We start from the raw sequence: 26,719 nt of genomic DNA, 5'->3' as shown, positions 1-26,719 counted from the left end.
GGATACCGTGGACGAACTGAGTAAATCCCTGTGTAGCAGCAACTACGCAAAAGATAACGGCGTTCTGCTTTACAACAATGACGTCTATATCCGTGAGGACACCCCGGCGTTAGCACTGCTGGAGGTGCGCCGGGTGCTTGGACGCGCGTTCGTCCCGATCACTCTGGCGCCGGAAGCGTTTGACGAGATGCTGGCCAAAATCTGGCAGCAGAGCAGCGGCGTGTCGCAGCAGCTGGTGGACGACATGGACGCGGATATCGATCTGATGGCGTTAACCGAGGAGATCCCGGATAACGAAGATCTGCTCGATAACGACGAAAACTCGCCGGTGATCCGCCTGATCAACGCCATTCTCGGCGAGGCGGTGAAGGACGGCGCGTCGGATATTCATATCGAAACCTTCGAGCGCACCCTGAGCATTCGCTTTCGCGTTGACGGCGTGCTGCGCCCGGTGCTGCAACCGGCGCGTAAGCTCGCCCCGCTGCTGGTATCGCGAATCAAGGTGATGTCGAAACTCGACATCGCCGAGAAACGTTTACCCCAGGATGGCCGTATCTCCCTGCGCATCGGTCGCAAGGCGATCGACGTGCGTGTGTCGACCATTCCGTCCCAGTACGGCGAGCGCGTGGTGATGCGTCTGCTCGATAAAAGCAATCTCAAGCCCGACATCAACAAGCTGGGGCTGATTGATGAAGAACTGGAGAAGCTGAAAGGGCTGATCGAACGCCCGCACGGGATCATCCTCGTTACCGGCCCGACGGGTTCCGGTAAAAGTACCACGCTGTACGCCATACTCTCGGCGCTGAACGGCCACGAACGCAACATTCTGACCGTGGAAGATCCGATTGAGTACGAGCTGGAAGGGGTGGGGCAGACGCAGGTTAACCCGCGCGTGGACATGACCTTTGCCCGTGGGCTGCGCGCGATTCTGCGTCAGGACCCGGACGTGGTGATGATCGGGGAAATTCGCGACGGTGAGACCGCCCAGATCGCGGTGCAGGCGTCGCTGACCGGTCACCTGGTGATGTCGACGCTACACACCAACAGTGCCGCAGGGGCGATAACCCGTCTGCGGGATATGGGGCTGGAGTCCTTCTTAATCGGTTCATCGTTGCTCGGTGTCATTGCCCAGCGTCTGGTGCGTCGGCTGTGTACGCACTGCCGGACCACCAGTCCGCTGGACGCCAATGAAAAAGCGCTGTTCAGCTTTATGGACGCGCCGCCAGAAGCGATTTACCGCGCGGTGGGGTGCGAACACTGCCGTCAGAGCGGCTATCAGGGCCGCGCCGGTATTCATGAATTTCTGGTGGTGGACAGCGCCATGCGCCGCGCCATCCATGAAGATAAGGACGAAATGTCCCTCGAAACGCAGCTCTTTAAGCAGGCCTACAGCCTGCGTGAAAACGGGCTGCTGAAGGTGATCGGCGGCGTGACGTCTCTGGAAGAGGTCATGCGCGTCACCGCCGAGCGTGGGGGGGATGCATAATGGCTTTCTACGCCTGGACAGCGACGGATGCCGCGGGGAAAACCCAGCGCGGGACGTTACAGGCCGAGGGGCAGAAGCAGGTTCGCCAGTGGCTTCGCGAGCAAAAACTGATGCCCGTCAGCATTACCGAAACCCGCGAAACGGCGGCTGGCGGGAAAGCGAAAACCGGGGTGAAGCTCTCCACTCCGGTGCTGTCGATGTTTACCCGTCAGCTTTCGACGCTGGTCAACGCCGCGCTGCCGCTGGAGAGCGCGCTGAAGGCGATCTCGAAGCAGACGGAAGACAAAAAGCTGGCGGCGATGGTGGTGGAGATCCGCGAGAAGGTGGTGGAAGGCCACACCCTGTTCGATGCCTTCAGCCAGTTCCCGCGCACCTTCGACAAGCTTTACTGCACGCTGGTGATGGCCGGGGAGAAAACCGGTCACTTGGGCGACGTGCTGGAGAAGCTGGCGGAGTACAACGAGCAGCGCCAGAAGATGAAAAGTAAGCTGACGCAGGCGATGGTCTACCCGATAACCCTCACTGTGGTCGCCATCGCGGTCATCAGCATCCTGCTGGTGGCGGTGGTGCCGCAGGTGATCGAGCAGTTCACTCACATGAAGCAGCAGCTGCCGATCACCACCCGGACGCTGATTGCGGTAAGTGATTTCCTGCAAGCCTGGGGCATTTATATTGTGGGCATTCTGGGGGGCGGCTTTATCGGCTTCAAAACCTGGCTGAGGAATGCCAAAAACCGTTTTCGCTGGCACAGCTGGCTGGTGAACGGCTCGCCGATTAAAAAGCTGGTCTGCGCCATCAACAGCGCCCGCTATATCCGTACCCTGAGTATTTTGCAGGCCAGTAGCGTGCCGCTGCTGGAGGGGATGTATATCGCGATGGACGGTATCGAAAACCGCTATGCCCGGCAGGTGCTGGAGCAGGCCGCCGACACCGTGCGCCAGGGGGCGTCGCTGTATGCGGCGCTGGAACAGGCGAAATTATTCCCGCCCACCATGCTGTATATGATTGCCTCCGGTGAAGAGAGCGGGGAATTAGGTAATTTAATGGATCGCGCGGCGGAAAATCAGGAATCGGCCTTACAACATCGAATTACATTAACGCTGTCGGTCTTTGAACCGGCGCTGGTGGTATCCATGGCGACGATTGTTTTATTCATCGTGCTTTCAATATTACAACCGCTTCTGCAACTTAATAATATGGTAGGTTAAATCATGGCTTTAAAACGTAAAAACCTGGCTCGCCAGGCGGGCTTCACATTGCTCGAATTAATGGTGGTCATTGTTATTCTCGGCGTACTGGCGAGTATGGTAGTGCCAAATTTAATGGGCAATAAGGAAAAAGCCGATACACAAAAAGCAACCAGCGATATTGTCGCGCTCGAAGGCTCGCTGGATATGTACAAGCTGGATAACCACCGCTACCCGACCACAGAGCAGGGTTTGCAGGCGCTGGTGACCAAACCTGAAATCGCGCCAATCCCGAACGGCTACCGCACGGACGGCTATATCCGTCGCCTGCCGCAGGACCCCTGGGGCAATGATTATCTGCTGGTGAGCCCGGGTGAACACGGCGCGGTGGACGTCTTCTCAGCCGGTCCGGACGGCGAAGCCAATACCGCCGATGACATTACCAACTGGTCTCTGGATAAGAAAGAGAAATAATGAAAAATCAACGCGGCTTTACGTTGCTGGAAATTATTCTGGCGCTGGTGATATTTGCCAGTTGCGCCATGATGGTGGTGTCCACCATTCCTTCGCGCAGCGGCGCGGATATATTTGGCCAGCAATTAAAAGCGCTTGTTGATTATGGTTCAGACCGTGCGGTGATGGACGGAAATATTGTCGGGCTGGTGATCGCCACCGATAAATATCAGCTGGTGACGATCGCCGATGAAAATGGCGAGCGTCACTGGGTGCCATTATCTGCCGGACGCATTTCCACCAAAGGTGATTTTCCGGAAGAGATGCATGTGTCGCTCTCGCCGCAGCGCCTGGCCGCGACGGTGACGTCCGAGCCGCAGGTAATCTTTTTACCGGACGGTGAAATCAGCCGCTTTACGCTGACGCTGCAAAGTTATGACAAACAGCACCATTTCCGCGTGGTGTCGCAAGGTGCGGCGCCGGTATCGGTAGAAAACGATGGCTAACGGCAACAAAAAGCAAAAGGGGATGACGCTGCTGGAGGTGATGGTCGCTCTGGTGATTTTCTCCACCGCCGCGCTGGCGCTGATGAACTCGGTCTCCCTGAACGTGCGTTTTACCCATGGCCTGGCCGATAACTTGCAGGCCAGTTGGGTGGCGGAAAACCAGCTGGCGGAAGCACAGCTCACGAAAACCGACTTCCCGGATGCTGAACAGCAGGGGACGGAAATCATGGGCGGGCGCAGCTGGAACTGGCGTAAGCAGCGGGTGAAAACCGCCGACAACGTCTGGGCGAATACAATACGCGTGTATGCGGAAGGCGATGAGAGCCAGCCGGTTATTTCCCTGCATATCATTCCGCCGGGAGAGAGCAAGTGAAGAAAACGCGACGCCAGCGCGGATTTACCCTGCTGGAGATCATGATTGCGCTGACTATCTTCGCGGTGATCAGCACCCTGGCCTGGCAAATTCTGGACGGCGCGATGCGTACCAGTTCGGCGACGGATGCCAGCGCCGCAAAGCTCAACCAGCTTCAGCGCGCCTGGAGTCTGATGGAGCGTGATTTTTTCCAGCTTCAGGCGCGCGCCCCGCGTAATGAGCCGGAGCTGTTTCGTCAGGCGGGCGATGCCCTTGAACTGACCACCCTGAATGGCGTGAGCGGAACGGTCCAGCTGGAGCGCGTGCGCTGGCGGCTGGAAGAGGGGTGTTTGTATCGCGACGTCTGGCCGGTCATTGACGGCCCGGCGGACGTTAAGCCTGACGAAGTGCCGATTGTCAGCGGCGTTAAATCATTGCAGTGGCGGTTTTATCGTCAGGGCTGGCTGAAAAGCTGGAGCGACGCCGCCCATCTGCCGGACGGCGTGGAGGTTACGTTGACGATGGAAAACGGGGATACCTGGCGCTGGGTATTCACCACGCCGGGTGATATGCAGGAGGTGGCCGCTGCCGCGGCGCCAGAGAAAGCCGCCGACGCGCCTGGGACGCCCCCGGATGCAGCCCCTGCGCCTGCCCCTTCGCCGGAGACCAGACCATGAAGCGGATCCGTCAACAACAGGGCGTAGCCCTGCTGGTGGTGCTGATTTTGCTGGTGATGATGTCGGCGCTGGCCGCCAAAATCAGCCAGCAGTTCTGCCGTAATTTGCAGAAAACGCATTATCAGGTAAGCCAGCAGCAGCTGCGCTGGGCGATGCAGGCCCAGGAAAAAGTGGTGAAGGACCGGTTACAGACCGACGCCAGTGGCGAGAGCAAGCCGCTGGCGCTGGACGGCGACTGGCATCAGCCGCTGGAGACGCAGGGTGAAGATTACACGGTCGTGAGCCAGGTGGAAGATGCGCAGGACTGCTTTAACGTCAATAACCTGTTGACCGCCGACATCGCACCCCAGGGGCAAAGCGCTCCCGCGGTGGCGGAAACACCGCGTAAAGCGCGGATTGTAGAACAACTTCTGACGGAAAGTGGGCTCAGTCCGGGCACGGCGGAGGCGGTCTATTTCCAGCTGGTGGATTATCTCGATGGTGACAGCACCACGGCGAAGGAGGGGGCCGAAAGCGATGCGTGGGCTGGCGTCGTGCCCGCGCGGCAACCGGCAAATCAGATGATGCGCAGCATCGCGGAAATCAAACTGCTGCCGGCGTTCCCTGTTACGGCATATCCAAAGGTGAGCAAGCTGTTATGCGCGCTGCCGGACGCCGCCAGCAAGGTGGACGTGAACACCCTGCAACCGGAACAGGCCGCCGTGCTGGCGGCCATGTTCCCGGGAAAACTCACGCGGGATGACGCCGTTCGCCTGCTGGATTCGCGTCCGGAATCGGGCTGGGAAAATATGGAAGCGTTCAGCAAAGCGCTGGAGCAGGCCTTCCCGCAGTTAAAAGACGATCTCCCGCAGGTGGTGGATCAATTTTCTATAAACAGCCGGTACTTCCGCGTGAATTACACCGGCAATACCGATGAATTAACGCTTCGCGTGGTCAGCCAGCTTCAGGTGAATAACGAAGCCGGTGAGATCGTGACGTGGCAGCGTCGTTACCGAATGATTGAATAAGAAAAGTAGAACGTTATGAAACAGGTACTTTTTGTTCGTCCCGACAGCCGCGAGGGCGGGAAAATAATGTGGTGTGAGTCCGGCAGCGAGCGCGTCGAGGTGGTCGACAGCCTGGAGATGCTGGCCGAACACCCCCTGGCTACGCGCGTTTGTCTCCTGTTACCCGCCAGCGACATGATTTTCCGCCATTTTAGGCTACCGAAAAAGGTGGCTTCTCAGGGAATGGCCTTCTCGTGGATGGCAGAAGAGACGCTGATTGGCGACGTGGACAACCTCCACTGGACGGTACTCCACAAAAAAGGCGCCGACGTCGACGCCGTGGCCATTGACGCCGACCGCCTGCGCGCAACATTAACCCGCTGTCAGGAGGCCGGATTAAACGTGATTCAGGCCCTGCCTGATGCCTGGCTCCTGCCCGTGACGGCAGGGGGCAGCACGCTGGTCGCGCAGGATGATGGCTACTGGCTGCGTTTATCGCCCCATGTGGCGGGTGAAATGGAGGCAACCCTGCTGCCGCTGTTAATGCAGAAAGCCGGGGTCGGGGAAGTGTGGTGTTACGGCGATGCGCCTGCGAAGGTGCACGTTGACGTGCAGCATGCCTGGCAGCATCCGCTGGCGCTGATCCAGCCGCAGTGGCAAACCTGTCGCGTTAACCTGCTTCACGGTGAATTCAGCCTTAAGGCCGGTCATCGGCGGGCGGCGAAAAGGATGAAAGCCGCGATGGTGGCGGCGGGCGTGCTGTCTGTTGGTCTGCTGCTGGGGCCACGCATTGCGATGGCCTGGATGCTGGTGCAGCAGGAAAATCGGGTGCAGCAGGAGATCGTCCAGGTTTATCAGCACCATTTCCCCAGCATGCGCCAGCAGACCAATATCAAATATCACTTTGGCCAAAGCCTGAAAAAACAGAGCAAAGGGTTCTTTCTTCAGCTTGAGGAGCTGGAGAAAGCCCGGCAGTCAGTCCCTGCGATGGAGATCGATCTGCTGGAATACGATGCGCAGCAAAACACCCTGACGCTGAGCGTCAGCGCGCAAAACCAGCCCGCGTTGCAGGCGTTTGTTAACCAGACCAGTGAGAATTTTGATTTTACCTTACAGCCTGTTTCAACAACCGAACCGTATACCGCCATGATCGCAGGGAAACATAAATGAAAGAGCGAATCGCACAGCTGAAAGCGCGCTATCAGAATTACAGCGCCCGGGAAAAAATCATTTTAAAAATATGTGCCGTTGCCATTGTGGGGGCAGCGGTGTATTACACAGGAGTGATCCCCTTGGATAATATGATTAAAAATAGTAAATCGACACTTAAAAGACAAAAAGAGACGCTTAACTGGATGCGCAGTGAAATTGATAAAAATCATCTTCAGATCCAGTTAGTCAAAACGGATAATCCGCGTACGGTGGTCGAGAATAGCGCCCATGAAATTAACCTTTCGCTGACGGATGTGCGCCAGGAGGGGCAAACTTTATCGTTCGTGGTGAATCGGGTTAATGTGTATGAATTAAAAAGCTGGCTGCGTGAAATTAATCAGACCACCGGTGTGAGATTGCAAAAAATAAACCTCACGCCGGTTGACCACCTCAGCGATGTGAAAGCGCAGGTGCAACTCACCTGGGCAAAAAACGCATGAATACCTTCGCGCTGATGCGGGATGCCTTTCCGGTAGGGTTCCCGATAATGAGTGCGATCCTGGGCGGCATTGTGGGCAGTTTTCTTGGCGTTGTCGCCGAACGCGTACCGGGGATGGTGATGGATGAGGAGGGGAGCGGTAATCTGCTCATTCCGGCCTCGCACTGTCCGGTGTGCCAGCATGCGCTCGCCGCGTGGGAAAACATCCCGCTGCTCAGCTGGCTTTTATTACGGGGGCGCTGCCACCAGTGCGGCAGCGCGATCCCGCTGCGACTCTTTCTGGTCGAACTGATCTCCGCCTTGTTTTTTGGCATCACGGCCTGGTGCATGCCGGACGTTCAGGCACTGTTCTCTTTGTGGTTACTGGCGGCTTTTTTACTGCCGCTGGCCATGATCGACTGGCAGCACCAGTTGCTTCCGGACTGCCTGACCCAGCCGCTGCTGTGGGCAGGTCTCTTGCTTCATGTGTTTGACCACACGTTGCCGCTACGCGATGCGCTGTTCGGCGCGGTGGCGGGCTATCTGTCGCTCTGGCTGCTCTACTGGGCTTTTCGTCTGATCACGGGACGAGAAGGTCTGGGTTACGGGGATTTTAAGCTACTGGCGGCGCTGGGCGCCTGGTGCGGCTGGCAGGCGTTGCCCTCTATTGAACTGGCGGCAGCGTTAAGCGGTATTGTCGGTTATTTCGCCGTAAATAATTTAAATAAAAATAACCTCACTATTTCTTTTGGTCCTTATCTCGCCTTTGCTGGAATAGGGGTTTTTATTAGTCAGCAAATTGCTTTCACATTTTAAATATACAGGTCAAGATTTTTTATAAATCTTTTTGATGGAGGAAGGAAAGGACGATCCTTTACGCTCAGTGTATCGTAAGAGATATAAGCTACACGGGATTTGGCTTGTATCTTTTAATGGAGGAATACAACGCAGCAACAATTTTTTGTTCACGGCACTCACGTTGGTTAAATACGCATTACGCGAAACGCATCCATGATCTCACGGAAGACATGGGTTACTACGTTATAAATAAATTATTCAGGAAATAAAAATGAAATTTATGAAGCCAAAATATCTGGCGCTCTTTATTGCGGCGGCAACCAGCTCCGCATTTGCAGCAGCGCCAGGTGCACCGACGATCGGCTATGGCAATGACAAATTTGCCCTGGTGGAAGTGGATCAGGCTGCACAGGATTATAACAATCTTGTCAAAGTGCATAACGATGGCGTGGATGTAAAAGTTGAGTGGAACGTCTGGAGTGGTGATGCGCCAACTTCTGCGAAAGTTCTGCTGGACGGACAGACCGTATGGGCCGGCGCAGCCGGTGCGACGGGCTCTGCAACGTTTAAAGTGAAAAAAGGCGGGCGTTATCAGGAACAGGTTGAAGTCTGTAATGCCAGCGGCTGTGCGAAAAGCGCCAGTAAGCTGATTATTGTGGCTGACACCGACGGTAGCCACCTGCTGCCGCTGAATACGTCTCTCCAGGAGAACAACAAAGCGTTCGCGAAGCATACCGATAAAGTGGTTGCGGCCTACTTCCCGGAATGGGGCGTTTACGACCGTAACTTCCCGGTTGATAAGATCCCTGCGGCAAACCTCAACCACATTCTGTACGGCTTCATTCCAATCTGTGGCGGTGACGGCATCAACGACGGCCTGAAAACCATTGAAGGTGGTAACAGCTTCCGCGTGCTTCAGAACGACTGTAAGGGCCGTCCTGACTTTACCGTGGCGATCCACGACCCATGGGCTGCGCTGCAAAAACCACAGGCTGGCGTCTCCAACTGGGATGATCCGTACAAAGGTAACTTTGGCCAGCTGATGGCGCTGAAAAAAGCGCATCCAGGCCTGAAAGTGCTGCCATCTATCGGCGGCTGGACGCTTTCCGATCCGTTCTTCCACATGGGCGACCCGGCTATCCGAGCACGCTTTGTCTCTTCTGTGAAAGATTTCCTCCAGACGTGGAAATTCTTTGACGGCGTGGATATCGACTGGGAATTCCCGGGCGGTGGCGGTGTAACCGAAAACCTGGGTAACCCGCAGCAGGATAAAGCGACCTATACCGCACTGATGCACGACCTGCGCACCATGCTGAACGAGCTGTCTGCACAGACGGGCCGTACCTATGAACTGACCAGCGCCATCGGTGCAGGCCGCGATAAGATCGAAGACGTGGATTACACCACGGCTCAGCAGTATCTCGACCACATCTTCCTGATGAGCTACGACTTCTACGGCGGCTGGAGCAACACCGTTCTCGGCCACCAGGCTGCGCTGCGTGCGCCAGCATGGCGTCCGGACACTGATTACACCACTGAAAATGGCGTTAACGCGCTGCTTGCGCAGGGTGTACAGCCAGGCAAGATCGTGGTGGGTGCGGGCATGTATGGCCGCGGCTGGACCGGCGTGCATGGCTACACCGGTGACAATCCATTCACCGGTACGGCAACCGGCATGGTGAAAGGCACCTGGGAACCGGGCGTGGTTGACTATCGTCAGATCGTGAACGAATACAAAGGCAAACCGGGCTGGGAATACGGCTACGACACGACCGCTGAAGCTCCTTACGTCTTCAACAAATCCACCGGCGACCTGATCTCGTATGAAGATGCGCGTTCAACCACGGCGAAAGGCAAGTATGTTCTGGCCAATAAACTGGGCGGTCTGTTCGCGTGGTCTATCGACTCTGATACCGGCGACATTCTGAATGCGATGAACGAAAGCCTGCTGGGCGGCGACTCGACTCCGGTTGATCCGGTGGTCACCAACCACGCGCCAATCGCGTCCTCTGCCGATCAGAACGTGTCTGGCCCGGCAACCGTCACGCTCGATGGCTCTGCTTCCAGCGATCCTGATGGCGATGCGATTACCTACAAATGGACTCAGGTCTCTGGTCCGTCTGTCACCATCAACAACAGCACCAAAGCGAAAGCGACCTTCAATGTTGCGGCAGCGACCACCGACCAGACCATGACGTTCCGCCTGACGGTGACCGATGCAAAAGGCCTGAGCAACGCGATTGATGTCCAGGTGGTGAACAAGGCGCCGAAAGCTAACCAGGCACCGGTTTTAAACCCAATGGAAGCGATCACGCTTGAATCTGGTGAAACCTATGCGCTGCATGCCCAGGCTGCGGACCCAGACGGTGATGCGCTGACCTACGCCTGGAGCGTACCAGCAGATATGCACGCCACCGGAACTGACTCCGCGAACGTGAATATCACGGCGCCGGAAGTGAGCTCGACGTCTACCTACACCCTGAGCGTGGTAGTGAGCGACGGTAAGACCAGCGTGCAGTCTAACGTCCAGGTTACCGTGAATCCGAAAGCGGCGCCTGCACCGGTACCTGCTGACGAAGACACTAACCCGGCGGATGACGTTACCCCTCCGGCTGATGATGTGACTCCTCCGTCTGACAAAGGAAGCTGCGATGCACCTGTGGATGCTAACGCCAGCAAATACGCGGCGTGGGAATCCAGCAAAATCTACAACGGTGGCGATACCGTAAGCTTCGACCATCTGGTGTGGAAAGCGAAGTACTGGACTCAGGGCAATCAACCTGGCTTCGGTGTGGATGCATGGGAGCTGGTGAGCAACGTGAAGATGAACTGGCGTTCTGACCTGGTCTACAACGGCGGCGACACTACCACCTATGAAGGTAACGTTTACCGTGCGAAATGGTGGACCCGTGGTGATAACCCAGCCAACAGCGACGTATGGGTAAAAGAAGGCGCATCAACAGATTGCAAATAATCTAACCCATTAATCACTCCCCCTTTAGAGGGGGAGTGATTCAAAATTCATTTTACAGGATGTTGGTAAGGAGAAATAACCGAAACTGTCAGCAGGTAAAAATGAAAAAGTTAATTTTGTTGTTATTGATAATAAGCCAAAGCGCACTGGCAAATTGTTGGGATAAAGCGGCGCATTATTATCATGTCGATCCTTATTTACTGTACGCGATAGCGAATGTGGAATCCGGAATGAATCCGTATGCGGTTGGGCAAAACCGCGATGGCACGCGGGATGTCGGGCTGATGCAAATCAACAGTTCGCATTTTACCGCGCTGGAAAGCAGAGGCATCGACGAATATCGATTAATCACGGAGCCGTGTACTTCGATCATGGTCGGGGCTTCTATCCTTTCCGGGATGATCAGGGTGTATGGCTACAACTGGGAAGCCGTTGGCGCGTATAACGCCGGACTGAAAAAAGAAAATTATCCGCAGAGGATGAAATATGCCCATAAGGTCTGGGCCAAATATCAGCAACTGAAATTAGCAGCACGTTATTAACGTTTTTTATTTTTGAAGAATTCCTGAAGGTGTTCTTCGAAAAGTGAAAACAGCTGAATGTGGTTTATGTATTAACGGAGTAATACCTAAGCCGGGATATTAACATTTAATTTGAAACGAACAGGAAAACTGAAATGAACAAAAGGACGTTACTGAGTGTACTCATTGCGGGAGCCTGCGTGGCGCCATTCATGGCCCAGGCTGCGAATCTGAAGGAGACCAGCAGTGAGCCGTACACCATCAAAGCCAGCGATCTGGCGAAGAAAGAGAAGGAACTGACGGACTTCCCGCTGATGGCTTCGGTTAAAGAGACCATCCAGACGCTGGATAACGCGCAGGTCGAACTGATTGAGCCAGGCCGGGCGGCGAACCCGGACAACGTTAAACGCGTTGAAGGGATTGTGAAAGCCAGCGACTGGGAATATCTCTTCCCGCTGCGCGCCCAGGCCTATACCTACAGCAACTTCCTGAAAGCCGTGGGTAAATTCCCGGCGCTGTGTAAAACCTATAATGACGGTCGTGACAGCGACGCCATCTGTCGCAAAGAGCTGGCCACCATGTTTGCCCACTTTGCCCAGGAAACTGGCGGCCACGAAAGCTGGCGTCCGGAAGCCGAATGGCGTCAGGCGCTGGTCCACGTACGTGAAATGGGCTGGAGCGAAGGGCAGAAGGGCGGTTATAACGGCGAATGTAACCCGGACGTCTGGCAAGGACAGACCTGGCCTTGCGGTAAAGATAAAGACGGCGATTTCCTGAGCTATTTCGGACGCGGTGCGAAACAGTTGTCTTACAACTACAACTACGGTCCATTCTCTGAAGCGATGTACGGCGACGTGCGTACACTGCTCGACAAACCTGAGCTGGTGGCGGACACCTGGCTGAACCTGGCGAGTGCGATCTTCTTCTTCGCCTATCCGCAGCCGCCAAAACCAAGCATGTTGCAGGTGATCGACGGTACATGGCAGCCGAACGACCACGATAAAGCCAACGGTCTGGTTCCGGGCTTTGGTGTGACCACCCAGATCATCAACGGCGGCGTTGAGTGCGGCGGCCCGACTGAAATTGCGCAGTCTCAGAACCGTATCAAATACTACAAAGAGTTTGCAAACTACCTGAAAGTGCCTGTTCCGGCGAACGAAGTGTTGGGTTGCGCCAACATGAAGCAGTTCGACGAAGGTGGCGCAGGCGCCCTGAAGATTTACTGGGAACAGGACTGGGGATGGAGCGCGGATACCCCGGACGGCAAGACCTACTCTTGCCAGCTGGTGGGCTACCAGACTCCGTTCAGCGCCTTTAAAGAAGGTGACTACAGCAAGTGCGTGCAGAAGTTCTTTAACGTGAAAATCGTTAACGATGATGGTTCTTCCGTTACCCCGGACGAAACCCCGGTCACGCCAACACCGACGCCATCTGGCGATGAAACGCCAGCGCCAACACCAACGCCGGATGAAACCCCGGTCGAACCTGTTGTGGTGAACCACGCGCCGGTTGCGCAGATTGCCGGTCCGATCGGTGCAGTGGAAGCAGGTGCGCAGGTTTCTCTGAGTGCGGAAGGCTCCACCGATCCTGATGGCAGCAAACTGACGTATACCTGGCGTTCCCAGGATGGTCAGACTGTTACCGGTCAGGACAAAGCGGTTGTGACCTTCACAGCGCCAGAGTCTGCGACGGCGCAGCAGTATGAAGTGAGCCTGACCGTCAGCGATGGCGAGCTGAGCAGCACCACGTCTTACCTGCTGAACGTGAAAGCGAAAGCGGCAACGCCATCCGGAGAAGATACGTCTTACCCGGCATGGAGCGCGAACAGCAAGTACAACGCCGGTGATATCGTGAACAACCACGGTAAACTGTTCCAGTGCAAACCGTTCCCGTACAGCGGCTGGTGTAACAACTCTCCAACGTACTATGAACCAGGCGCAGGTCTGGCATGGGCTGAAGCCTGGACGGCTCTGTAAAAGCAAACGGCAACCCCCAGGGTTGCCGTTTTAGTGTCTGCACCCTCTCCCTGTGGGAGAGGGCCGGGGTGAGGGCATCAGTCCGCACTCTCTGTTTTTTGCCGGGTGGCGCTGCGCTTACCCGGCCTACATGAGGCTGGAACGCTTACCGGTGCAACTTCCCGTGATCCCGTAACCACGCCGCCGTACGCACTATCCCTTCATCCAGCGAGACAATCGGTTTATATCCCAGCTCGTTCTCCGCCCGAGAAATATCCAGCGTAAAATCAAAGTTGAGCTTCGACACACCGTAATGCGTCAGCGCAGGCTCTTTCGCCGATTTGCTGCCAAAACGCTCCATGCTGCGGGCAATCATGTCCAGCATTGGGTAGGGAACGGAACGGATCCGGCAGTCGATTTTTAATTCGTCAATCAGCCTTTGCACAATGCTGCGCAGGGTACAGGGTTCGCCGTTGGTGATGTTATACGCGCGCCCCGACACCAGCTTATCGCACTCCGGCTGGCTCGCCAGCCACATGGCGTGAACGGCATTTTCGTAATAGGTCATGTCCACCAGCGCATCGCCGCCGCGCGGTAACAGCACGCTGCCGTAGTGATGCATCATCTGGGCCAGTCGCGGGATAAAGACTTTGTCGTGCGGCCCAAACAGGCTCTGCGGACGCAGCACGGTAAAGCGGGTGTGCGGGTTTGACTGGGCCAGCAGGTCGATCACCTCTTCGCCCGCCGCTTTACTGCGGGCAAACTCACAGGCAAAGCGCGCCGGGCGGAAATTTTCCTGAATATCACGATGGTGGTGATAGTCGAAATAGAGCGATGGAGAGGAAATATGAATAAAGTTACGCACGCCCCAGGCGACGGCCCATTCACCCAGACGGCGCGTGGCGCGCACGTTGGCGAGATCAAAGGCTTCCTGGGTACCCCACGGGGAGGTAAAACTGGAGCAGTGCCACAGCGTATCGATACCGGCGAGCATCACCTTGGCCTGAGAGGAGACCAGCTCCGTCAGATCGGCATGGACAAATTCAGCGCCCATTTTTTGCAGGAGCTTACCCATCGCCTCATTGCGACCAGTGGCCCTCACGCTGATGCCTTTGTTGCGCAGAAACTCGACCGCATTTCGGCCTAAGCCGCTGGTCGCCCCGGTAACCAGTACCTTCATAACAATCCACTGTGTTGAAAAGAATTTCGTGCGCATTCTTTCGTGAATTACGATGTGTTGCAATGGGAAAGGTGAAAGATTAAGAGTTTTATTTAGTTATTTTCCCGCTTTTCTTCTGCCAGTAGCGCAATCCGTTTCGCCATTCCGCGGAAGATAAACAGGTGTGCCGGGATCATCAGCAACCAGTAAAACAGACCCGGCATTCCGTGCGGATGCCACCATGCCCGAACGTCCAGTTCACGATGGTCGCCCTTGTCCTTCAGGGTGAAGCAGAGCCGCCCCAGCCCCGGCGCCTTCATGCCAAACAGCAGCGCCAGCTGTTTTTCCGGCTCAACGATAATCACCTTCCAGCTGTCGACGGTATCGCCCACCTTCAGCCAGGGATGGGCAGGGCGCCCTTTTGCCAGCCGGTGACCGACCAGCAGATCCAGCGCGCCGCGCGTTTGCCACAGAATATTGCCGAAGAAATAGCGCTCTTTGCCGCCAATCTGGTTCACAACTTCCCACAGCGCTGCCAGGCTGGCCGTGGTTTTGACCGTACAGCCCGCCTGTTTCGGATAATAGCCGTACTCGGGCCGCCAGCGGGCAAACGCCTGCGCGTCGTAGCCCCAGTCGCTGGAGTTCACCAGCTTCTCTTCTTCTTTCAGCGTATTGCGTACGGCATCGTCGAAGGGGATCAATTCCTGAGGGATCAAGGCACGCAGTTCACGATCGTCCGCCAGCAGATCGTGCTTCAGTCCCTGTATAAGCGCTTTGGCAGTCGTCGGCGGCACGGAGGTGATCACATTCAAAAACCACACCGAAATCCAGCGGGTCGGGAAGGGGATGGGGATCAGCCAGCGGCGGCGGCCGCTCACCCGCATAAAATGTTCGAACTGCGCCTGATAGCTCAGCACTTCCGGGCCTGCCGCCTCCAGCACGCGATGCTGCTCCGCCGGGTGATCCAGCAATGCCACCAGATAGTGGAGTAAATTCTCCAGCGCAATGGGCGTGGTGCGCGAGCGTACCCAGCGCGGCGGCGTAAGCACAGGCAGGTTGTAGACCATATCGCGCATCACTTCGAATGCGGCGGACCCCGCGCCGACGATGATCCCTGCCCGCAGTTCGGTGACGGGGATACGGGCGCTTCGCAGCGTTTCTGCCGTCAGCTGTCGGGCGCGCAGATGATCTGACTGCTCGTTCTCAGGCGCCTGGAGTGAGCTTAAAAAAATCACCTGCTTCACCGGCGTTTGCCGCAGCGCATCACGAACGTTCATCGCCACCTGACGCTCGTGGGCGATAAAATCGCCGCCTTCGCCCATGCTGTGGACAAGGTAGTAAAGCGTATCGACCCCTTCCAGCAGCGCAGGAAGCGCTTTCGGCCAGTTAAGGTCAACGTTGTGACACGTCACGCCAGGCAAATGTAGCTTTTGCAGGCGTTCCGTGTTGCGTGCCGCTGCCAGCACCTGGTGCCCCTGCTGGCTTAACGCAGTGGTCAGATGCTGACCGATATACCCGCTGGCGCCGAGCACCAGAATACGTTGCGGCACGGTATGCTCCTTAACGCTGTAAAAACGCCTGCCAGTGTTTCACCACCTCGGTCAACTGCTCGCGGTTAACGTCAAGATGCATCACCAGTCGCACGACCGGGGAGGCGTTGATCAGCACGCCTCGGGCTTTCAAAAAGTCGCCCAGCGCGGCAGCATGCTCATCGCCGACGCGGACAAACAGCATGTTGGTGTCGTGTCGCATGACATCAGCGCCGATTTCACGCAGCTGCGCTGCCATCCACGCCGCATTGTCGTGATCGTCTTTCAGGCGTGACACGTTATTTTTCAGGGCGTACAGTCCGGCAGCCGCCAGAATACCCGCCTGACGCATCCCGCCGCCGGTCATTTTGCGCCACCGGTTGGCGCGTCTGATGTAGTCTGCGCTGCCAACCAGCAGGGAACCTACCGGCGTGCCCAGCCCTTTAGAGAGGCAAATGGTGAACGAGTCGCAATATTGGGTGATCTCTTTCAGCTCGCAGCCGTACTCCACCACGGCGTTGAAGATACGTGCGCCGTCAACGTGGAGGCCGAGCTTGCGCTCGCGGGTAAAATCCCATGCCGCTTTCAGGTATTCGCGCGGCAGGACTTTACCGTTATGGGTGTTTTCGAGGCTCAGCAGTTTAGTGCGGGCGAAGTGAATATCGTCGGCTTTGATTTTCGCCGCGACTTTGTCCAGCGGCAGCGTACCGTCCGGCGCAGCATCGATCGGCTGTGGCTGGATGCTGCCGAGCACCGCCGCGCCGCCGGCTTCGTACAGGTAGTTATGCGCCCCCTGGCCGACGATATACTCTTCGCCGCGCTCGCAGTGGCTCAGCAGCGCCACCAGGTTAGCCTGCGTGCCGGTGGGCAGGAACAGAGCAGCCTCTTTACCGCTCAGCTCGGCCGCATAGCGCTGGAGTTCGTTGACCGTCGGGTCATCGCCGTAGACGTCGTCCCCGACCGGGGCGGCCATCATCTCTTCGAGCATGGCGCGGCCCGGACGGGTAACGGTATCACTACGTAAATCAATCATTTCACATCCCTTTAATTTAAGAGGTCTTGTGAAATGTTTTACCTGAGCCAGTTGGTTTTTGCCAGTTCGATCACTTCGTCACCGCGCCCGCTGATGATGGCGCGCAGCATGTAGAGGCTAAAACCTTTGGCCTGTTCCAGCTTGATTTGAGGCGGGATCGCCAGCTCTTCTTTGGCGACCACCACATCCACCAGCACCGGGCCGTCGATGGCGAAGGCGCGTTGCAGGGCGTCGTCCACCTCTGAGGCTTTCTCCACCCGAATACCGGTGATACCGCAGGCTTCGGCGATGCGGGCGAAGTTGGTGTCGTGCAGCTCGGTGCCGTCCGTGAGGTAGCCTCCGGCCTTCATCTCCATCGCCACGAAGCCCAGCACGCTGTTGTTAAAGACCACGATTTTCAGCGGAAGCTTCATCTGCGCCACCGACAGGAAATCCCCCATCAGCATACTGAACCCGCCGTCGCCACACATCGCCACCACCTGACGTTCCGGTGCCGTCGCTTTTGCGCCCAGCGCCTGCGGCATGGCGTTGGCCATTGAGCCATGGTTGAACGACCCAAGCAGGCGTCGTTTGCCGTTCATTTTCAGGTAGCGTGCTGCCCAGACGGTGGGCGTTCCCACGTCGCAGGTGAAGATGGCATCGTCGTCGGCGAAGTGGCTGATCTGCTGCGCCAGATACTGCGGGTGGATCGCTTTTTCGCTCGGTTTGGCGAGATCGTCCAGCCCCTTACGCGCATCGCGATAGTCGCTCAGGGCTTTATCGAGGAATTTGCGGTCCGTTTTTTCTTCCAGTAGCGGCAGCAGGGCGGCGAGGGTGGATTTGATATCGCCGATAAGCGCCATATCCACCTTGCTGTGCGCACCGATGCTGCCGGGATTAATGTCGATCTGGATAATTTTGGCATCCGTCGGGTAGAACGCGCGGTACGGGAACTGAGTGCCGAGCAGGATCAGCGTGTCGGCGTTCATCATGGTGTGGAAGCCGCTGGAAAAACCGATCAGCCCGGTCATGCCGACATCGTACGGGTTATCGTATTCAACGTGCTCTTTCCCGCGCAGGGCGTGCACAACTGGCGCCTTGAGCTTGCCGGCAAATTCCACCAGCTCTTTATGCGCACCGGCGCAGCCGCTGCCGCACATCAGGGCGATATTGCTGGAGTATCGCAGCAGTTGCACCAGCTTTTTCAGCTCTTCTTCGGCAGGGGTAATGGTTGGCTGTGGCGCAGAGTACCAGTGGGTGGTGGCGGTTTCAGGTGCGGCCTTCAGCGCCACGTCCCCCGGCAGCACAACCACCGAAACCCCGCGATTCAGGATCGCCTTACGCATGGCTATCGCCAGCACCTGTGGGATCTGCTCCGGTGATGAGACCAGCTCGCAATAGTGGCTGCATTCACGGAACAGCTCCTGCGGATGCGTCTCCTGAAAATAGCCGCTACCGATTTCAGATGACGGAATGTGAGCCGCAATCGCCAGCACCGGAACATGGTTGCGGTGACAGTCGAACAGACCGTTGATGAGGTGCAGGTTTCCTGGTCCGCAGGAACCCGCACATACGGCGAGTTCACCCGTAAGCTGCGCTTCGGCACCGGCGGCAAAGGCGGCGACCTCTTCATGGCGGGTGGGCATCCACTCAATGGTCTTCATCTTGTTAAGGCTGTCGCTGAGTCCGTTCAGCGAATCGCCGGTGACGCCCCAGATACGCTTTACGCCAGCCTGCTCCAGGGTTTTCGCTATGTATGCAGCCACGGTTTGTTTCATGGTGGTCCTTCTCCTTTTTGTGATATCGCTTACAAGCTTAGAAGAAAGTCGCTGTATTGGCTGCCTGGTATTCCATACGCACAGGCAGTAGGCACAACGTAAGCCGGGTAAACGCAGTGCCACCCGGCAACAAATGGGGGCACTGCGCCAGATTATGCCAGCACCAGGTCTCCCTGCGGATGGCACGAACATGCCAGCACATAGCCCTCGGCAATTTCCGCGTCGGTCAGCGTCATGGTGCTGGTGACCGTGTACTCACCGGAAACCACTTTGGTCTTACAGCAACCGCACACCCCGGCGCGACAGGCCGCCGCTACCGGCACGTTGTTACTTTCAAGCGCTTCAAGCAGCGTGGTGCCCACGCGGCCAAAGAAAGTCTGCGCCGGTTGCAGCTTCGTGAACTTCATCCCGCTGGTCGCCGCTGCCGCTACAGGCGTGAAGAACTGCTCTTTGAAGAAGCGGGTCACGCCGAGCGCTTTCACTTCTTTCTCCACGATCTCCATATAAGGCGCCGGGCCGCAGGTCATCACGATGCGGTTCGCAATATCCGGCACGCTTTGCAGCAGCTCGCGGCTCAGGCGCCCCGCGACAAAACCGTGCGTCGCGTTGTGCTCAGCCACCAGCGTCACCGGATAGTTGCGCCATTCTTCGGCAAAAATCACATCTTCCGGGGAACGCACGCTGAAAATCACCTGCACGTCGGCCTGAGGACGGTATTTCGCCAGCCAGCGACGCATCGACATAATCGGCGTCACGCCACAGCCTGCCGCCAGCAGCAGGAATTTATCTTCCGTCTTGTCGTCACAGGTAAACTCGCCCTGCGCGTCAGACAGCCAGATGTAATCCCCGCGCTTCACGTCCCGGGTCAGCCACTCGGATCCTGCGCCGTCATCAATACGACGGACGGTGAGCGTAATGTATTCGCTCACGCCCGGCGTGGAGGAGAGGGTGTAGGCGCGCAGGGTATCCGCCGAATTACGCACGCTAACCAGCGCATACTGACCTGGGCGGTACGGGTAGTAGTCATGGCACAGCAGCGACAGCGTCCACACATCCGGCGTCTCCTGATGGATGTGATGAACCTGCATCCGCCACGGACATTGTGAGGTTGGCATGGTCATGAGCTACTCCTTACGCGCTCAGCAGTTGCTTCATATCATCTTCAACGTTGGTCACGGAACGCAGACCAAATTTCTCGTTCAGGATGGCCAGCAGGTCCGGCGTCAGGAAGCCTGGCGCAGTCGGCCCGGTGACGATGTTGGTCACGCCGAGAGAGAGCAGGGTCAACAGAATAACGATCGCTTTCTGCTCGAACCAGGAGAGCACCAGCGACAGCGGCAGGTCGTTCACGCCGCAGCCCAGTTTCTCTGCCAGCGTGACCGCCAGAATGATGGCTGAATACGCATCGTTACACTGACCCGCATCCACCAGGCGTGGCAGACCTTCGATGTTGCCGAAGTCCAGCTTGTTGAAACGGTACTTACCGCAGGCCAGGGTCAGGATCAGGCAGTCTTCCGGTACGCGGGTGGCGAAATCGGTGAAGTAGTTACGTTCCCCGCGCGCGCCGTCACAGCCGCCGATCAGGAAGATGTGACGCAGTTTTTCACGGCTGACGAGGTCAATCAGGGAATCCGCCGCACCCAGCAGGGTTTCACGGCCAAAACCGACGGTGATGAGGTGCGGGATTTCGCTGTACGGGAAGCCTGCCATCTGCTGCGCCTGAGCGATAACCGGACCGAAATCGTCGCCTTCAAGGTGGCTCACGCCCGGCCAGCCGACGATGCTGCGGGTCCAGATACGGTCGTCATACGCGCCGACGGTCGGGTCGATGATGCAGTTAGAGGTCATAACAATTGGGCCAGGGAAGCGGGCGAACTCCACCTGCTGGTTCTGCCAGCCGCTGCCGTAGTTACCGATCAGATGCTTAAATTTACGCAGCTCCGGGTAGCCGTGCGCGGGCAGCATTTCGCCGTGGGTATAAACGTTAACGCCGGTGCCTTCGGTCTGCTTCAGCAGGTTGTAGAGATCTTTCAGGTCATGACCGGAGATCAGGATGCATTTGCCTTCGGTCGCTTTGACGTTGACCTGCGTTGGCGTTGGGTGGCCGTAGGTGCTGGTTTCACCGGCATCCAGAATACTCATCACTTTGAAGTTCATCTGGCCGATTTCCATCGAGCATTCCAGCAGGGCGTTCATGTCGGAAGGCCAGGTGCCCAGCCATGCCATGATTTTGTGGTACTGGGCGTAAATAGCGTTATCGTACTGGCCGAGTACGTGCGCGTGCTCCATATAGGCCGCAGCACCTTTCAGACCGTACAGGCACAGCAGGCGCAGGCCGAGGATGTTCTCGCCAATTGCCGCTTTGTCCTTATTTGGGGTGAATTCTGCGGCCTGACGCTGTAGCTCGCCCAGGTCGTCGCTCACCAGCTGTAGCTCCGCCATCGGGTTGTCCACGCGGGCGCTGGCGTCGGCATTCAGGCACTGCGCTTTCAGGGCTTCACGCAGGGCAATCGCTTCGCGGGCATAGCCCACAATGCGTGGAGAATCGAAGTTAACGTTGGTCAGCGTGGAGAAAAATGCGCGCGGCGCAAAGCTGTCGACATAGTGATCGACAATGCCATATTCACGGGCTTTGAAGGCCCAGGCGGACAAGCCTTGCAGCGCCGCAATCAGCAGATCCTGGAGATCGGACGTTTCTGCGGTTTTGCCGCACATACCCTGCGCGTAAGAGCAGCCGTTGCCTGCCGGGGTACGGATGGTTTGTTCACATTGCACACAAAACATAATCACACCTGTTAAAGTTATATTTGAGATACATGTTTAAGGTTATGCCTGTGCCACAGCAGAGAAAAGTGCTTTCTTATACTAAGTGGAGGGTTATTGATTTAGCGCAATTTTGGCGGCAGGTTCACTACCGCCAAAGCAGTATCAGGCTGAGAAGAACGCCATCAGAATGGGTACCAGCAGGCTCAGAATAAAGCCGTGTACGATGGCGGCAGGAACCATCTCCAGCCCTCCCGAGCGCTGTAACACCGGCAGGGTAAAGTCCATTGAGGTGGCCCCGCACAGGCCCAGCGCAGTAGAGCGGCTGCGGCTTACCAGGCCGGGGATCAGCATGATGGCTATCAGCTCGCGCGCCAGATCGTTAAAGAAGGCGGCGCTGCCGATCACCGGACCAAACGATTCGGTCAGCAGAATACCGGAGAGCGAATACCAGCCGAAACCGGACGCCATCGCCAGACTGGTTTTCAGCGGCAGATCGAGAATAAAGGCGTTAATCACTCCCCCCGCCAGTGAGCTGGCCACAACGATAACGGCAACCATCATGCCCCGGCGGTTAAGGACAATCTGTTTCAGCGTCATGCCATTATTTCGCAGCTGAATACCAATCAGGAAGAGCAGGAAAATAAGCGTATATTCGCTGGCTTCCGTTGCGTGCTGTAAAAATGCCCAACCGGTCAGACCCAGTAAAAAACCGAGTACCACCACGCCGCACAGCTTTAATGATTCCAGCGCCATCGCAATACGGGAGGGAAGCTTTTCCTGATGATGGTGATTTTTCCAGGGAATAGTGCGTTCCAGCCAGAACAGCGCGGCAATATTGCACAGCAGAATAACCACTACCGTAACCGCAGAATAATGCAGAATGGAAAGCAAGTTCGTCGCCAGATTATCCAGGAAGGCCAGGCTGATCCCCATAAAGAACAGAATGACATAAACAATCCAGCTGAGAAAACGATTAATAAGCTTTAAGGCCGATTCATGACGCAGCGGAATAAGGTAGCCCGCAATCAGGGGCAGAAGAATGATGAGGAGTCCTGAGAACATGAACAGCCGGTCCTTTTGAGTATCAGTTAAGCGCCAGAGACACTACCCAATAAAGGCTGTGAGGTAAAGCTACAAAAAAAGCCGGGTGGCGGCTACGCCTTACCCGGCTTGTCTATTTGAGGTGGTGCGGCCTGATGCCCTCACCCCGGCCCTCTCCCACAGGGAGAGGGGGGAAAACCATTAATCGCGTTTTTCCAGCAGGGTGCGATACAGCACGCCGCCCAGAATACCGCCGATAATTGGCATCACCCAGAATAGCCACAGCTGTTCAAGCGCCCAGCCGCCCTGGAAAATAGCCACCGCGGTGCTGCGCGCCGGGTTAACGGAGGTGTTGGTCACCGGGATGGAGATGAGGTGGATCAGCGTCAGCGCCAGACCAATAGCGATGGGGGCAAAGCCCGCAGGCGCGTATTTGTCCGTTGCGCCGTGGATCACCAACAGGAAACCTGCGGTGAGCACAATTTCAATCACGATAGCAGACAGCATTGAGTAGCCGCCTGGCGAGTGTTCGCCGAAGCCGTTCGACGCAAATCCGCTGGCCGCGGCGTCAAACCCGGCTTTTCCGCTGGCAATTACGTACAGCACCGCCGCGGCAATAATACCGCCAATAACCTGGGCAATAATATAGCCAATAATATCTTTCGCCGGGAAACGTCCGCCCGCCCATAAACCTAATGTGACGGCCGGGTTGAAATGACCGCCGGAAATATGCCCCACGGCGAATGCCATGGTTAATACAGTTAAACCGAATGCCAGCGCGACGCCGACAAAACCAATACCTAATTCCGGAAATGCGGCTGCCAGTACTGCGCTACCGCAGCCACCAAACACCAGCCAGAATGTGCCAAAGCATTCTGCCGCTAATTTTCTGAACATAACCACCTCAATAATAAACGTCCGCGCCCATTCCTGCGCGCGGGTTATATCGCCATAAAGGGATGACGACTCAAAGAGCCAGTATTTTGAAACCATCAACATCCCTTCGCCACTCAAATAAATTCACTAAATTTGATTTAAGGCAATGTGATGTCAATCCTTGTTCAGAACGGAGGTAATTAGAGCATAGCCCAATAATTAAGGGGGCGTATATTCTGCTGTCGTGACCCACAGCCTGCCGCTATACTGCTGATAACTTGAAGGAAAAAGTGGCCGAATTGCGGGGGATGTATGCTACTCGAACGTGTGGAGATTGTCGGGTTTCGCGGGATTAACCGCCTGTCGCTGCAACTGGAACAGAACAACGTCCTGATAGGCGAAAACGCCTGGGGTAAATCCAGCCTGCTGGATGCCCTGACGCTGCTGCTTTCGCCCGAAGAGAACTTGTACCACTTCGTTCATGATGACTTCTGGTTTCCGCCGGGGGATGTCAACGGGCGCGAGAAACACCTGCATATCATTCTGACCTTCCGCGAATCCGAGCCCGGCCGCCATCGCGTGCGTCGTTTTCGCCCTATGTCGGCCTGCTGGGTTCCCTGTGAAGATGGGTTCCAGCGTATTTTCTATCGCCTTGAGGGCGAAATGGCGCAAAACGACGGGGTATTAACCCTGCGTGAATTTCTTGATGAGAAGGGGAATCCGATCCCGCTCGATAATATTGACGAGCTTGCCCGACATCTTATCCGCCTCTCCCCCGTATTGCGCTTACGCGACGCGCGTTTTATGCGGCGGATCCGTAACGGCACCGTGCCGAATATGCCCGAGGTGGAAGTAACCGCCCGCGAACTGGATTTCCTCGCCCGTGAACTGGTCTCACGGCCGCAGAACCTCACCGACGGCCAGATCCGTCAGGGACTGTCTGCCATGGTACAACTGCTGGAGCACTACTTCTCCGAGCAGGGAACGGGGCAGGCGCGCCACCGTCTGATGCGTCGCCGCTCGCACGATGAACAACGAAGCTGGCGCTATCTCGATATTATCAACCGCATGATCGACCGCCCCGGCGGGCGTACGCATCGGGTGATCCTGCTGGGTTTATTCTCCACGCTTTTACAGGCGAAAGGGACGGTGCGCCTGGATCGGGACGCGCGCCCGCTGCTGCTGGTGGAAGATCCGGAAACGCGGCTCCACCCGATTATGCTTTCCGTGGCGTGGCATCTTCTTAATCTGCTGCCGTTGCAGCGAGTCACCACCACGAATTCCGGAGAGCTGCTCTCTCTGACGCCGGTAGAGTATGTCTGCCGCCTGGTGCGTGAATCGTCGCGGGTCACCGCCTACCGGCTCGGGCCCGGCGGGTTAAATGCCGAAGATGGCCGACGGATTGCGTTTCATATCCGTTTTAACCGTGCCTCTTCCCTGTTTGCCCGCTGCTGGTTGCTGGTGGAAGGGGAAACGGAAACCTGGGTGATAAACGAGCTGGCTCGCCAGTGCGGGCACCACTTTGATGCCGAAGGGATCAAAGTGATCGAATTTGCTCAGTCTGGCTTAAAACCGCTGATCAAATTTGCGCGCCGGATGGGGATAGAGTGGCACGTGCTGGTGGATGGCGATGAGGCGGGTAAAAAATATGCGGCGACCGTGCGCAGCCTGCTCAATAACGATCGTGAAGAGGAGCGGGAACATCTGACCGCGCTGCCTGCGATGGACATGGAGCACTTTATGTACCGTCAGGGATTTGACGACGTCTTTCACCGCGTGGCGATGATCCCGGTGGATGTACCCATGAACATGCGTCGGGTGATTGCCAAAGCTATCCATCGGTCGTCAAAACCGGATTTGGCCATTGAAGTCGCGACGGAAGCCGGCAGGCGAGGCGTGGAGTCGGTGCCCACGCTGCTGCGTAAAATGTTCTCCCGCGTCCTCTGGCTGGCTCGCGGGAGGGCCGATTAGCGGTCAGTCGCCTGCGAAACCTGTTGGATCAGGCTATCAAGCAGGGTATAGCGGCGGCGGTATTCGGACCGTTTTTTACTCGCAATCTCTTCCATCGGTTTGCGTGGCATGGTCAGTGGCAGGGCAAAGTTGCCGTTATCCTGCTGCTGTCCGCCAAGGGAGCGCCAGAAGCTGTCATAGTCAGCCAGCAATTTTCCCTCTTTTTTCTTGCGATAGCGCCAGCTGCGGTAGATGTGGGTGGCGTTACTCACCGCGAGGATCTGCTCGACCGGGAAGGCGCCTGCCAGCGTCATGACCGCTTCAACCAGCAGACGTTTTGGGAACAGTCCGTGACAGGCTTTGGTCGCCAGCTGAATGTGCTCGTGCGTGACATGCGCTTTCGCCCCCTGCATTCCGCCGATGAAGAGCGTTGACTTGCCCTGGTATTTGCACAGCGTAAAGGTCAGCTCGGCCAGCACCGTGTTCTGGTGGTCGCAAAAAGTGAGGGTCGCTTCCCCTTCTTTGTCCAGAAACGCATCCGCGCTCAGGCGAACGCTAAACTGCTGTTCCTCTTTGCCCGTTAACGTCACCAGCGTGATGCCCTGGCTGGAGAGGTAGCCGTTCAGCAGCGACGCCGGAAGATGGCGGCTCATCATCTGATAGTGATCGTTCAATGCGTCCAGCGTATTCTGACGACCCATATTTACGGTCAGCCACGGCCGGTGCAGGCGGCACGGCAGGCCGGGCTGCACGCGCAGGATCTGCATCAGACGGGGCTGTTTTGCAAGGTTTCCGAGCAGGCGCGCAGTGGTGAACGGCGTTGCCAGCGAGCGCAACATAAACTTACGTCGATATGCCGGATTTTGCCACGCCAGCCCCGGCGTGAGGGAACCCGATGTCAGGCTTTTAAACAGTTGCCAGCCCGATTTAGGCTGGGGCAGCGTTGAATAAGGTGTATCGACGATGGAAGACATGTTAGATCCTGCTTCTGGTGGAATATCGCTATTTCAGCAGGCGCTTTATCAACATCGGGTAAACAATTCCCGACGATTACGGGGATCGGGGGTTTCGTTGAGGAGTGGT

23 protein-coding genes are annotated in these 26,719 nt (G+C 56.7%); 14 read left to right on the top strand and 9 right to left on the bottom strand.

The annotated features are described in order from the left end of the window. Window positions 1-7 precede the first annotated feature (7 nt). From gspE to ACOTXD_RS20595, 13 genes are all read left to right on the top strand, one after another. Window positions 8-1,486, top strand: coding sequence for a type II secretion system ATPase GspE (gene gspE / locus ACOTXD_RS20655; protein ID WP_022650700.1), 1,479 nt, complete (start codon window positions 8-10; stop codon window positions 1,484-1,486). Continuing rightward, a complete protein-coding gene (gene gspF, locus ACOTXD_RS20650; RefSeq protein WP_017384864.1) occupies window positions 1,486-2,694 on the top strand; it encodes a type II secretion system inner membrane protein GspF in 1,209 nt (402 codons plus the stop codon). Before gspE ends, gspF begins: the two co-directional genes overlap by 1 nt. 3 nt (window positions 2,695-2,697) lie before the next feature. Next, window positions 2,698-3,147, top strand: coding sequence for a type II secretion system major pseudopilin GspG (gene gspG / locus ACOTXD_RS20645; RefSeq protein WP_003858352.1), 450 nt, complete (start codon window positions 2,698-2,700; stop codon window positions 3,145-3,147). Then, a complete protein-coding gene (gene gspH / locus ACOTXD_RS20640; protein ID WP_023315725.1) occupies window positions 3,147-3,632 on the top strand; it encodes a type II secretion system minor pseudopilin GspH in 486 nt (161 codons plus the stop codon). Before gspG ends, gspH begins: the two co-directional genes overlap by 1 nt. Beyond that, the gene (gspI, locus tag ACOTXD_RS20635) at window positions 3,625-4,005 is read left to right on the top strand and encodes a type II secretion system minor pseudopilin GspI (RefSeq protein WP_058675256.1); all 381 of its coding nucleotides are present in this window, start codon (window positions 3,625-3,627) and stop codon (window positions 4,003-4,005) included. Before gspH ends, gspI begins: the two co-directional genes overlap by 8 nt. Then, entirely contained in the window at window positions 4,002-4,661 is a 660-nt protein-coding gene (gene gspJ / locus ACOTXD_RS20630) for a type II secretion system minor pseudopilin GspJ (protein ID WP_058675255.1), read from the top strand. Before gspI ends, gspJ begins: the two co-directional genes overlap by 4 nt. Then, window positions 4,658-5,668 carry a type II secretion system minor pseudopilin GspK gene (gene gspK / locus ACOTXD_RS20625; protein WP_023315728.1) on the top strand — a complete coding sequence of 337 codons (1,011 nt, stop codon included), beginning with the start codon at window positions 4,658-4,660 and terminating at the stop codon, window positions 5,666-5,668. The genes gspJ and gspK overlap by 4 nt, the downstream gene beginning before the upstream one ends. A 15-nt stretch (window positions 5,669-5,683) precedes the next feature. Continuing rightward, entirely contained in the window at window positions 5,684-6,817 is a 1,134-nt protein-coding gene (gene gspL / locus ACOTXD_RS20620; RefSeq protein ID WP_058675253.1) for a type II secretion system protein GspL, read from the top strand. Then, a complete protein-coding gene (gspM, locus tag ACOTXD_RS20615) occupies window positions 6,814-7,299 on the top strand; it encodes a type II secretion system protein GspM (RefSeq protein ID WP_022650705.1) in 486 nt (161 codons plus the stop codon). Before gspL ends, gspM begins: the two co-directional genes overlap by 4 nt. Further along, a complete protein-coding gene (locus ACOTXD_RS20610; protein ID WP_022650706.1) occupies window positions 7,296-8,093 on the top strand; it encodes a prepilin peptidase in 798 nt (265 codons plus the stop codon). Before gspM ends, ACOTXD_RS20610 begins: the two co-directional genes overlap by 4 nt. A 253-nt stretch (window positions 8,094-8,346) precedes the next feature. Then, a complete protein-coding gene (locus ACOTXD_RS20605; RefSeq protein WP_061856329.1) occupies window positions 8,347-11,049 on the top strand; it encodes a glycosyl hydrolase family 18 protein in 2,703 nt (900 codons plus the stop codon). A gap of 101 nt (window positions 11,050-11,150) precedes the next feature. Then, window positions 11,151-11,591, top strand: a complete 441-nt coding sequence (gene iagB / locus ACOTXD_RS20600) for a type III secretion system invasion protein IagB (RefSeq protein ID WP_022650708.1) — start codon at window positions 11,151-11,153, stop codon at window positions 11,589-11,591. 134 nt (window positions 11,592-11,725) lie between these two features. Next, window positions 11,726-13,546 (top strand): glycoside hydrolase family 19 protein, encoded by a 1,821-nt coding sequence (locus ACOTXD_RS20595; protein WP_061856330.1) that lies wholly within the window; start codon window positions 11,726-11,728, stop codon window positions 13,544-13,546. A gap of 145 nt (window positions 13,547-13,691) precedes the next feature. Here the strand turns inward: ACOTXD_RS20595 and ACOTXD_RS20590 are convergent, their stop codons facing one another. From ACOTXD_RS20590 to aqpZ, 8 genes are all read right to left on the bottom strand, one after another. After that, window positions 13,692-14,705: an NAD-dependent epimerase/dehydratase family protein gene (locus tag ACOTXD_RS20590; protein WP_032661724.1), complete on the bottom strand. Its 1,014-nt coding sequence runs from the start codon at window positions 14,703-14,705 to the stop codon at window positions 13,692-13,694. A gap of 92 nt (window positions 14,706-14,797) precedes the next feature. Continuing rightward, entirely contained in the window at window positions 14,798-16,234 is a 1,437-nt protein-coding gene (locus ACOTXD_RS20585) for an SDR family oxidoreductase (RefSeq protein WP_022650710.1), read from the bottom strand. Window positions 16,235-16,244: 10 nt separating this feature from the next. After that, window positions 16,245-17,246 carry a low-specificity L-threonine aldolase gene (ltaE, locus tag ACOTXD_RS20580; protein ID WP_032657903.1) on the bottom strand — a complete coding sequence of 334 codons (1,002 nt, stop codon included), beginning with the start codon at window positions 17,244-17,246 and terminating at the stop codon, window positions 16,245-16,247. Window positions 17,247-17,284: 38 nt separating this feature from the next. Beyond that, entirely contained in the window at window positions 17,285-19,003 is a 1,719-nt protein-coding gene (poxB, locus tag ACOTXD_RS20575; protein ID WP_058675246.1) for a ubiquinone-dependent pyruvate dehydrogenase, read from the bottom strand. Between the two features lie 152 nt (window positions 19,004-19,155). After that, a complete protein-coding gene (gene hcr / locus ACOTXD_RS20570) occupies window positions 19,156-20,124 on the bottom strand; it encodes an NADH oxidoreductase (protein ID WP_045347129.1) in 969 nt (322 codons plus the stop codon). Between the two features lie 10 nt (window positions 20,125-20,134). Then, entirely contained in the window at window positions 20,135-21,787 is a 1,653-nt protein-coding gene (gene hcp, locus ACOTXD_RS20565) for a hydroxylamine reductase (RefSeq protein ID WP_017384847.1), read from the bottom strand. Between the two features lie 144 nt (window positions 21,788-21,931). Beyond that, on the bottom strand, window positions 21,932-22,831 hold the full coding sequence (locus ACOTXD_RS20560) for a lysine exporter LysO family protein (protein ID WP_032657914.1): 900 nt from the start codon (window positions 22,829-22,831) through the stop codon (window positions 21,932-21,934). A gap of 180 nt (window positions 22,832-23,011) precedes the next feature. Beyond that, window positions 23,012-23,707, bottom strand: a complete 696-nt coding sequence (aqpZ, locus tag ACOTXD_RS20555; RefSeq protein ID WP_026080729.1) for an aquaporin Z — start codon at window positions 23,705-23,707, stop codon at window positions 23,012-23,014. Window positions 23,708-23,998: 291 nt separating this feature from the next. Here aqpZ and ACOTXD_RS20550 point away from each other — a divergent pair, with 291 nt between their 5' ends. Then, window positions 23,999-25,657: an ATP-dependent endonuclease gene (locus ACOTXD_RS20550; RefSeq protein ID WP_023324396.1), complete on the top strand. Its 1,659-nt coding sequence runs from the start codon at window positions 23,999-24,001 to the stop codon at window positions 25,655-25,657. Here ACOTXD_RS20550 and ACOTXD_RS20545 read toward each other — a convergent pair. Next, entirely contained in the window at window positions 25,654-26,610 is a 957-nt protein-coding gene (locus ACOTXD_RS20545) for a VirK/YbjX family protein (RefSeq protein ID WP_061856333.1), read from the bottom strand. The two genes, ACOTXD_RS20550 and ACOTXD_RS20545, sit on opposite strands and share 4 nt — an antisense overlap. Window positions 26,611-26,719: the final 109 nt, after the last annotated feature.

The sequence above is a fragment of the Enterobacter cloacae complex sp. CDL013 genome, from assembly GCF_049238805.1.
GTDB classification, from domain to species: Bacteria; Pseudomonadota; Gammaproteobacteria; order Enterobacterales; family Enterobacteriaceae; genus Enterobacter; species Enterobacter hormaechei_C.
This window is presented reverse-complemented; position numbering and strand designations above follow the sequence as displayed.

What these genes read in the sequence shown, in the direction of transcription:
- gspF (WP_017384864.1), top strand. Translation starts at nt 1,486, where the DNA reads ATGGCTTTCTACGCCTGGACAGCGACGGATGCCGCGGGGAAAACCCAG.
- gspG (WP_003858352.1), top strand. Translation starts at nt 2,698, where the DNA reads ATGGCTTTAAAACGTAAAAACCTGGCTCGCCAGGCGGGCTTCACATTG.
- gspH (WP_023315725.1), top strand. Translation starts at nt 3,147, where the DNA reads ATGAAAAATCAACGCGGCTTTACGTTGCTGGAAATTATTCTGGCGCTG.
- gspI (WP_058675256.1), top strand. Translation starts at nt 3,625, where the DNA reads ATGGCTAACGGCAACAAAAAGCAAAAGGGGATGACGCTGCTGGAGGTG.
- gspK (WP_023315728.1), top strand. Translation starts at nt 4,658, where the DNA reads ATGAAGCGGATCCGTCAACAACAGGGCGTAGCCCTGCTGGTGGTGCTG.
- gspL (WP_058675253.1), top strand. Translation starts at nt 5,684, where the DNA reads ATGAAACAGGTACTTTTTGTTCGTCCCGACAGCCGCGAGGGCGGGAAA.
- gspM (WP_022650705.1), top strand. Translation starts at nt 6,814, where the DNA reads ATGAAAGAGCGAATCGCACAGCTGAAAGCGCGCTATCAGAATTACAGC.
- ACOTXD_RS20610 (WP_022650706.1), top strand. Translation starts at nt 7,296, where the DNA reads ATGAATACCTTCGCGCTGATGCGGGATGCCTTTCCGGTAGGGTTCCCG.
- ACOTXD_RS20605 (WP_061856329.1), top strand. Translation starts at nt 8,347, where the DNA reads ATGAAATTTATGAAGCCAAAATATCTGGCGCTCTTTATTGCGGCGGCA.
- iagB (WP_022650708.1), top strand. Translation starts at nt 11,151, where the DNA reads ATGAAAAAGTTAATTTTGTTGTTATTGATAATAAGCCAAAGCGCACTG.
- ACOTXD_RS20595 (WP_061856330.1), top strand. Translation starts at nt 11,726, where the DNA reads ATGAACAAAAGGACGTTACTGAGTGTACTCATTGCGGGAGCCTGCGTG.
- ACOTXD_RS20590 (WP_032661724.1), bottom strand. Translation starts at nt 14,705, where the DNA reads ATGAAGGTACTGGTTACCGGGGCGACCAGCGGCTTAGGCCGAAATGCG.
- ltaE (WP_032657903.1), bottom strand. Translation starts at nt 17,246, where the DNA reads ATGATTGATTTACGTAGTGATACCGTTACCCGTCCGGGCCGCGCCATG.
- poxB (WP_058675246.1), bottom strand. Translation starts at nt 19,003, where the DNA reads ATGAAACAAACCGTGGCTGCATACATAGCGAAAACCCTGGAGCAGGCT.
- hcr (WP_045347129.1), bottom strand. Translation starts at nt 20,124, where the DNA reads ATGACCATGCCAACCTCACAATGTCCGTGGCGGATGCAGGTTCATCAC.
- hcp (WP_017384847.1), bottom strand. Translation starts at nt 21,787, where the DNA reads ATGTTTTGTGTGCAATGTGAACAAACCATCCGTACCCCGGCAGGCAAC.
- ACOTXD_RS20560 (WP_032657914.1), bottom strand. Translation starts at nt 22,831, where the DNA reads ATGTTCTCAGGACTCCTCATCATTCTTCTGCCCCTGATTGCGGGCTAC.
- aqpZ (WP_026080729.1), bottom strand. Translation starts at nt 23,707, where the DNA reads ATGTTCAGAAAATTAGCGGCAGAATGCTTTGGCACATTCTGGCTGGTG.
- ACOTXD_RS20550 (WP_023324396.1), top strand. Translation starts at nt 23,999, where the DNA reads ATGCTACTCGAACGTGTGGAGATTGTCGGGTTTCGCGGGATTAACCGC.
- ACOTXD_RS20545 (WP_061856333.1), bottom strand. Translation starts at nt 26,610, where the DNA reads ATGTCTTCCATCGTCGATACACCTTATTCAACGCTGCCCCAGCCTAAA.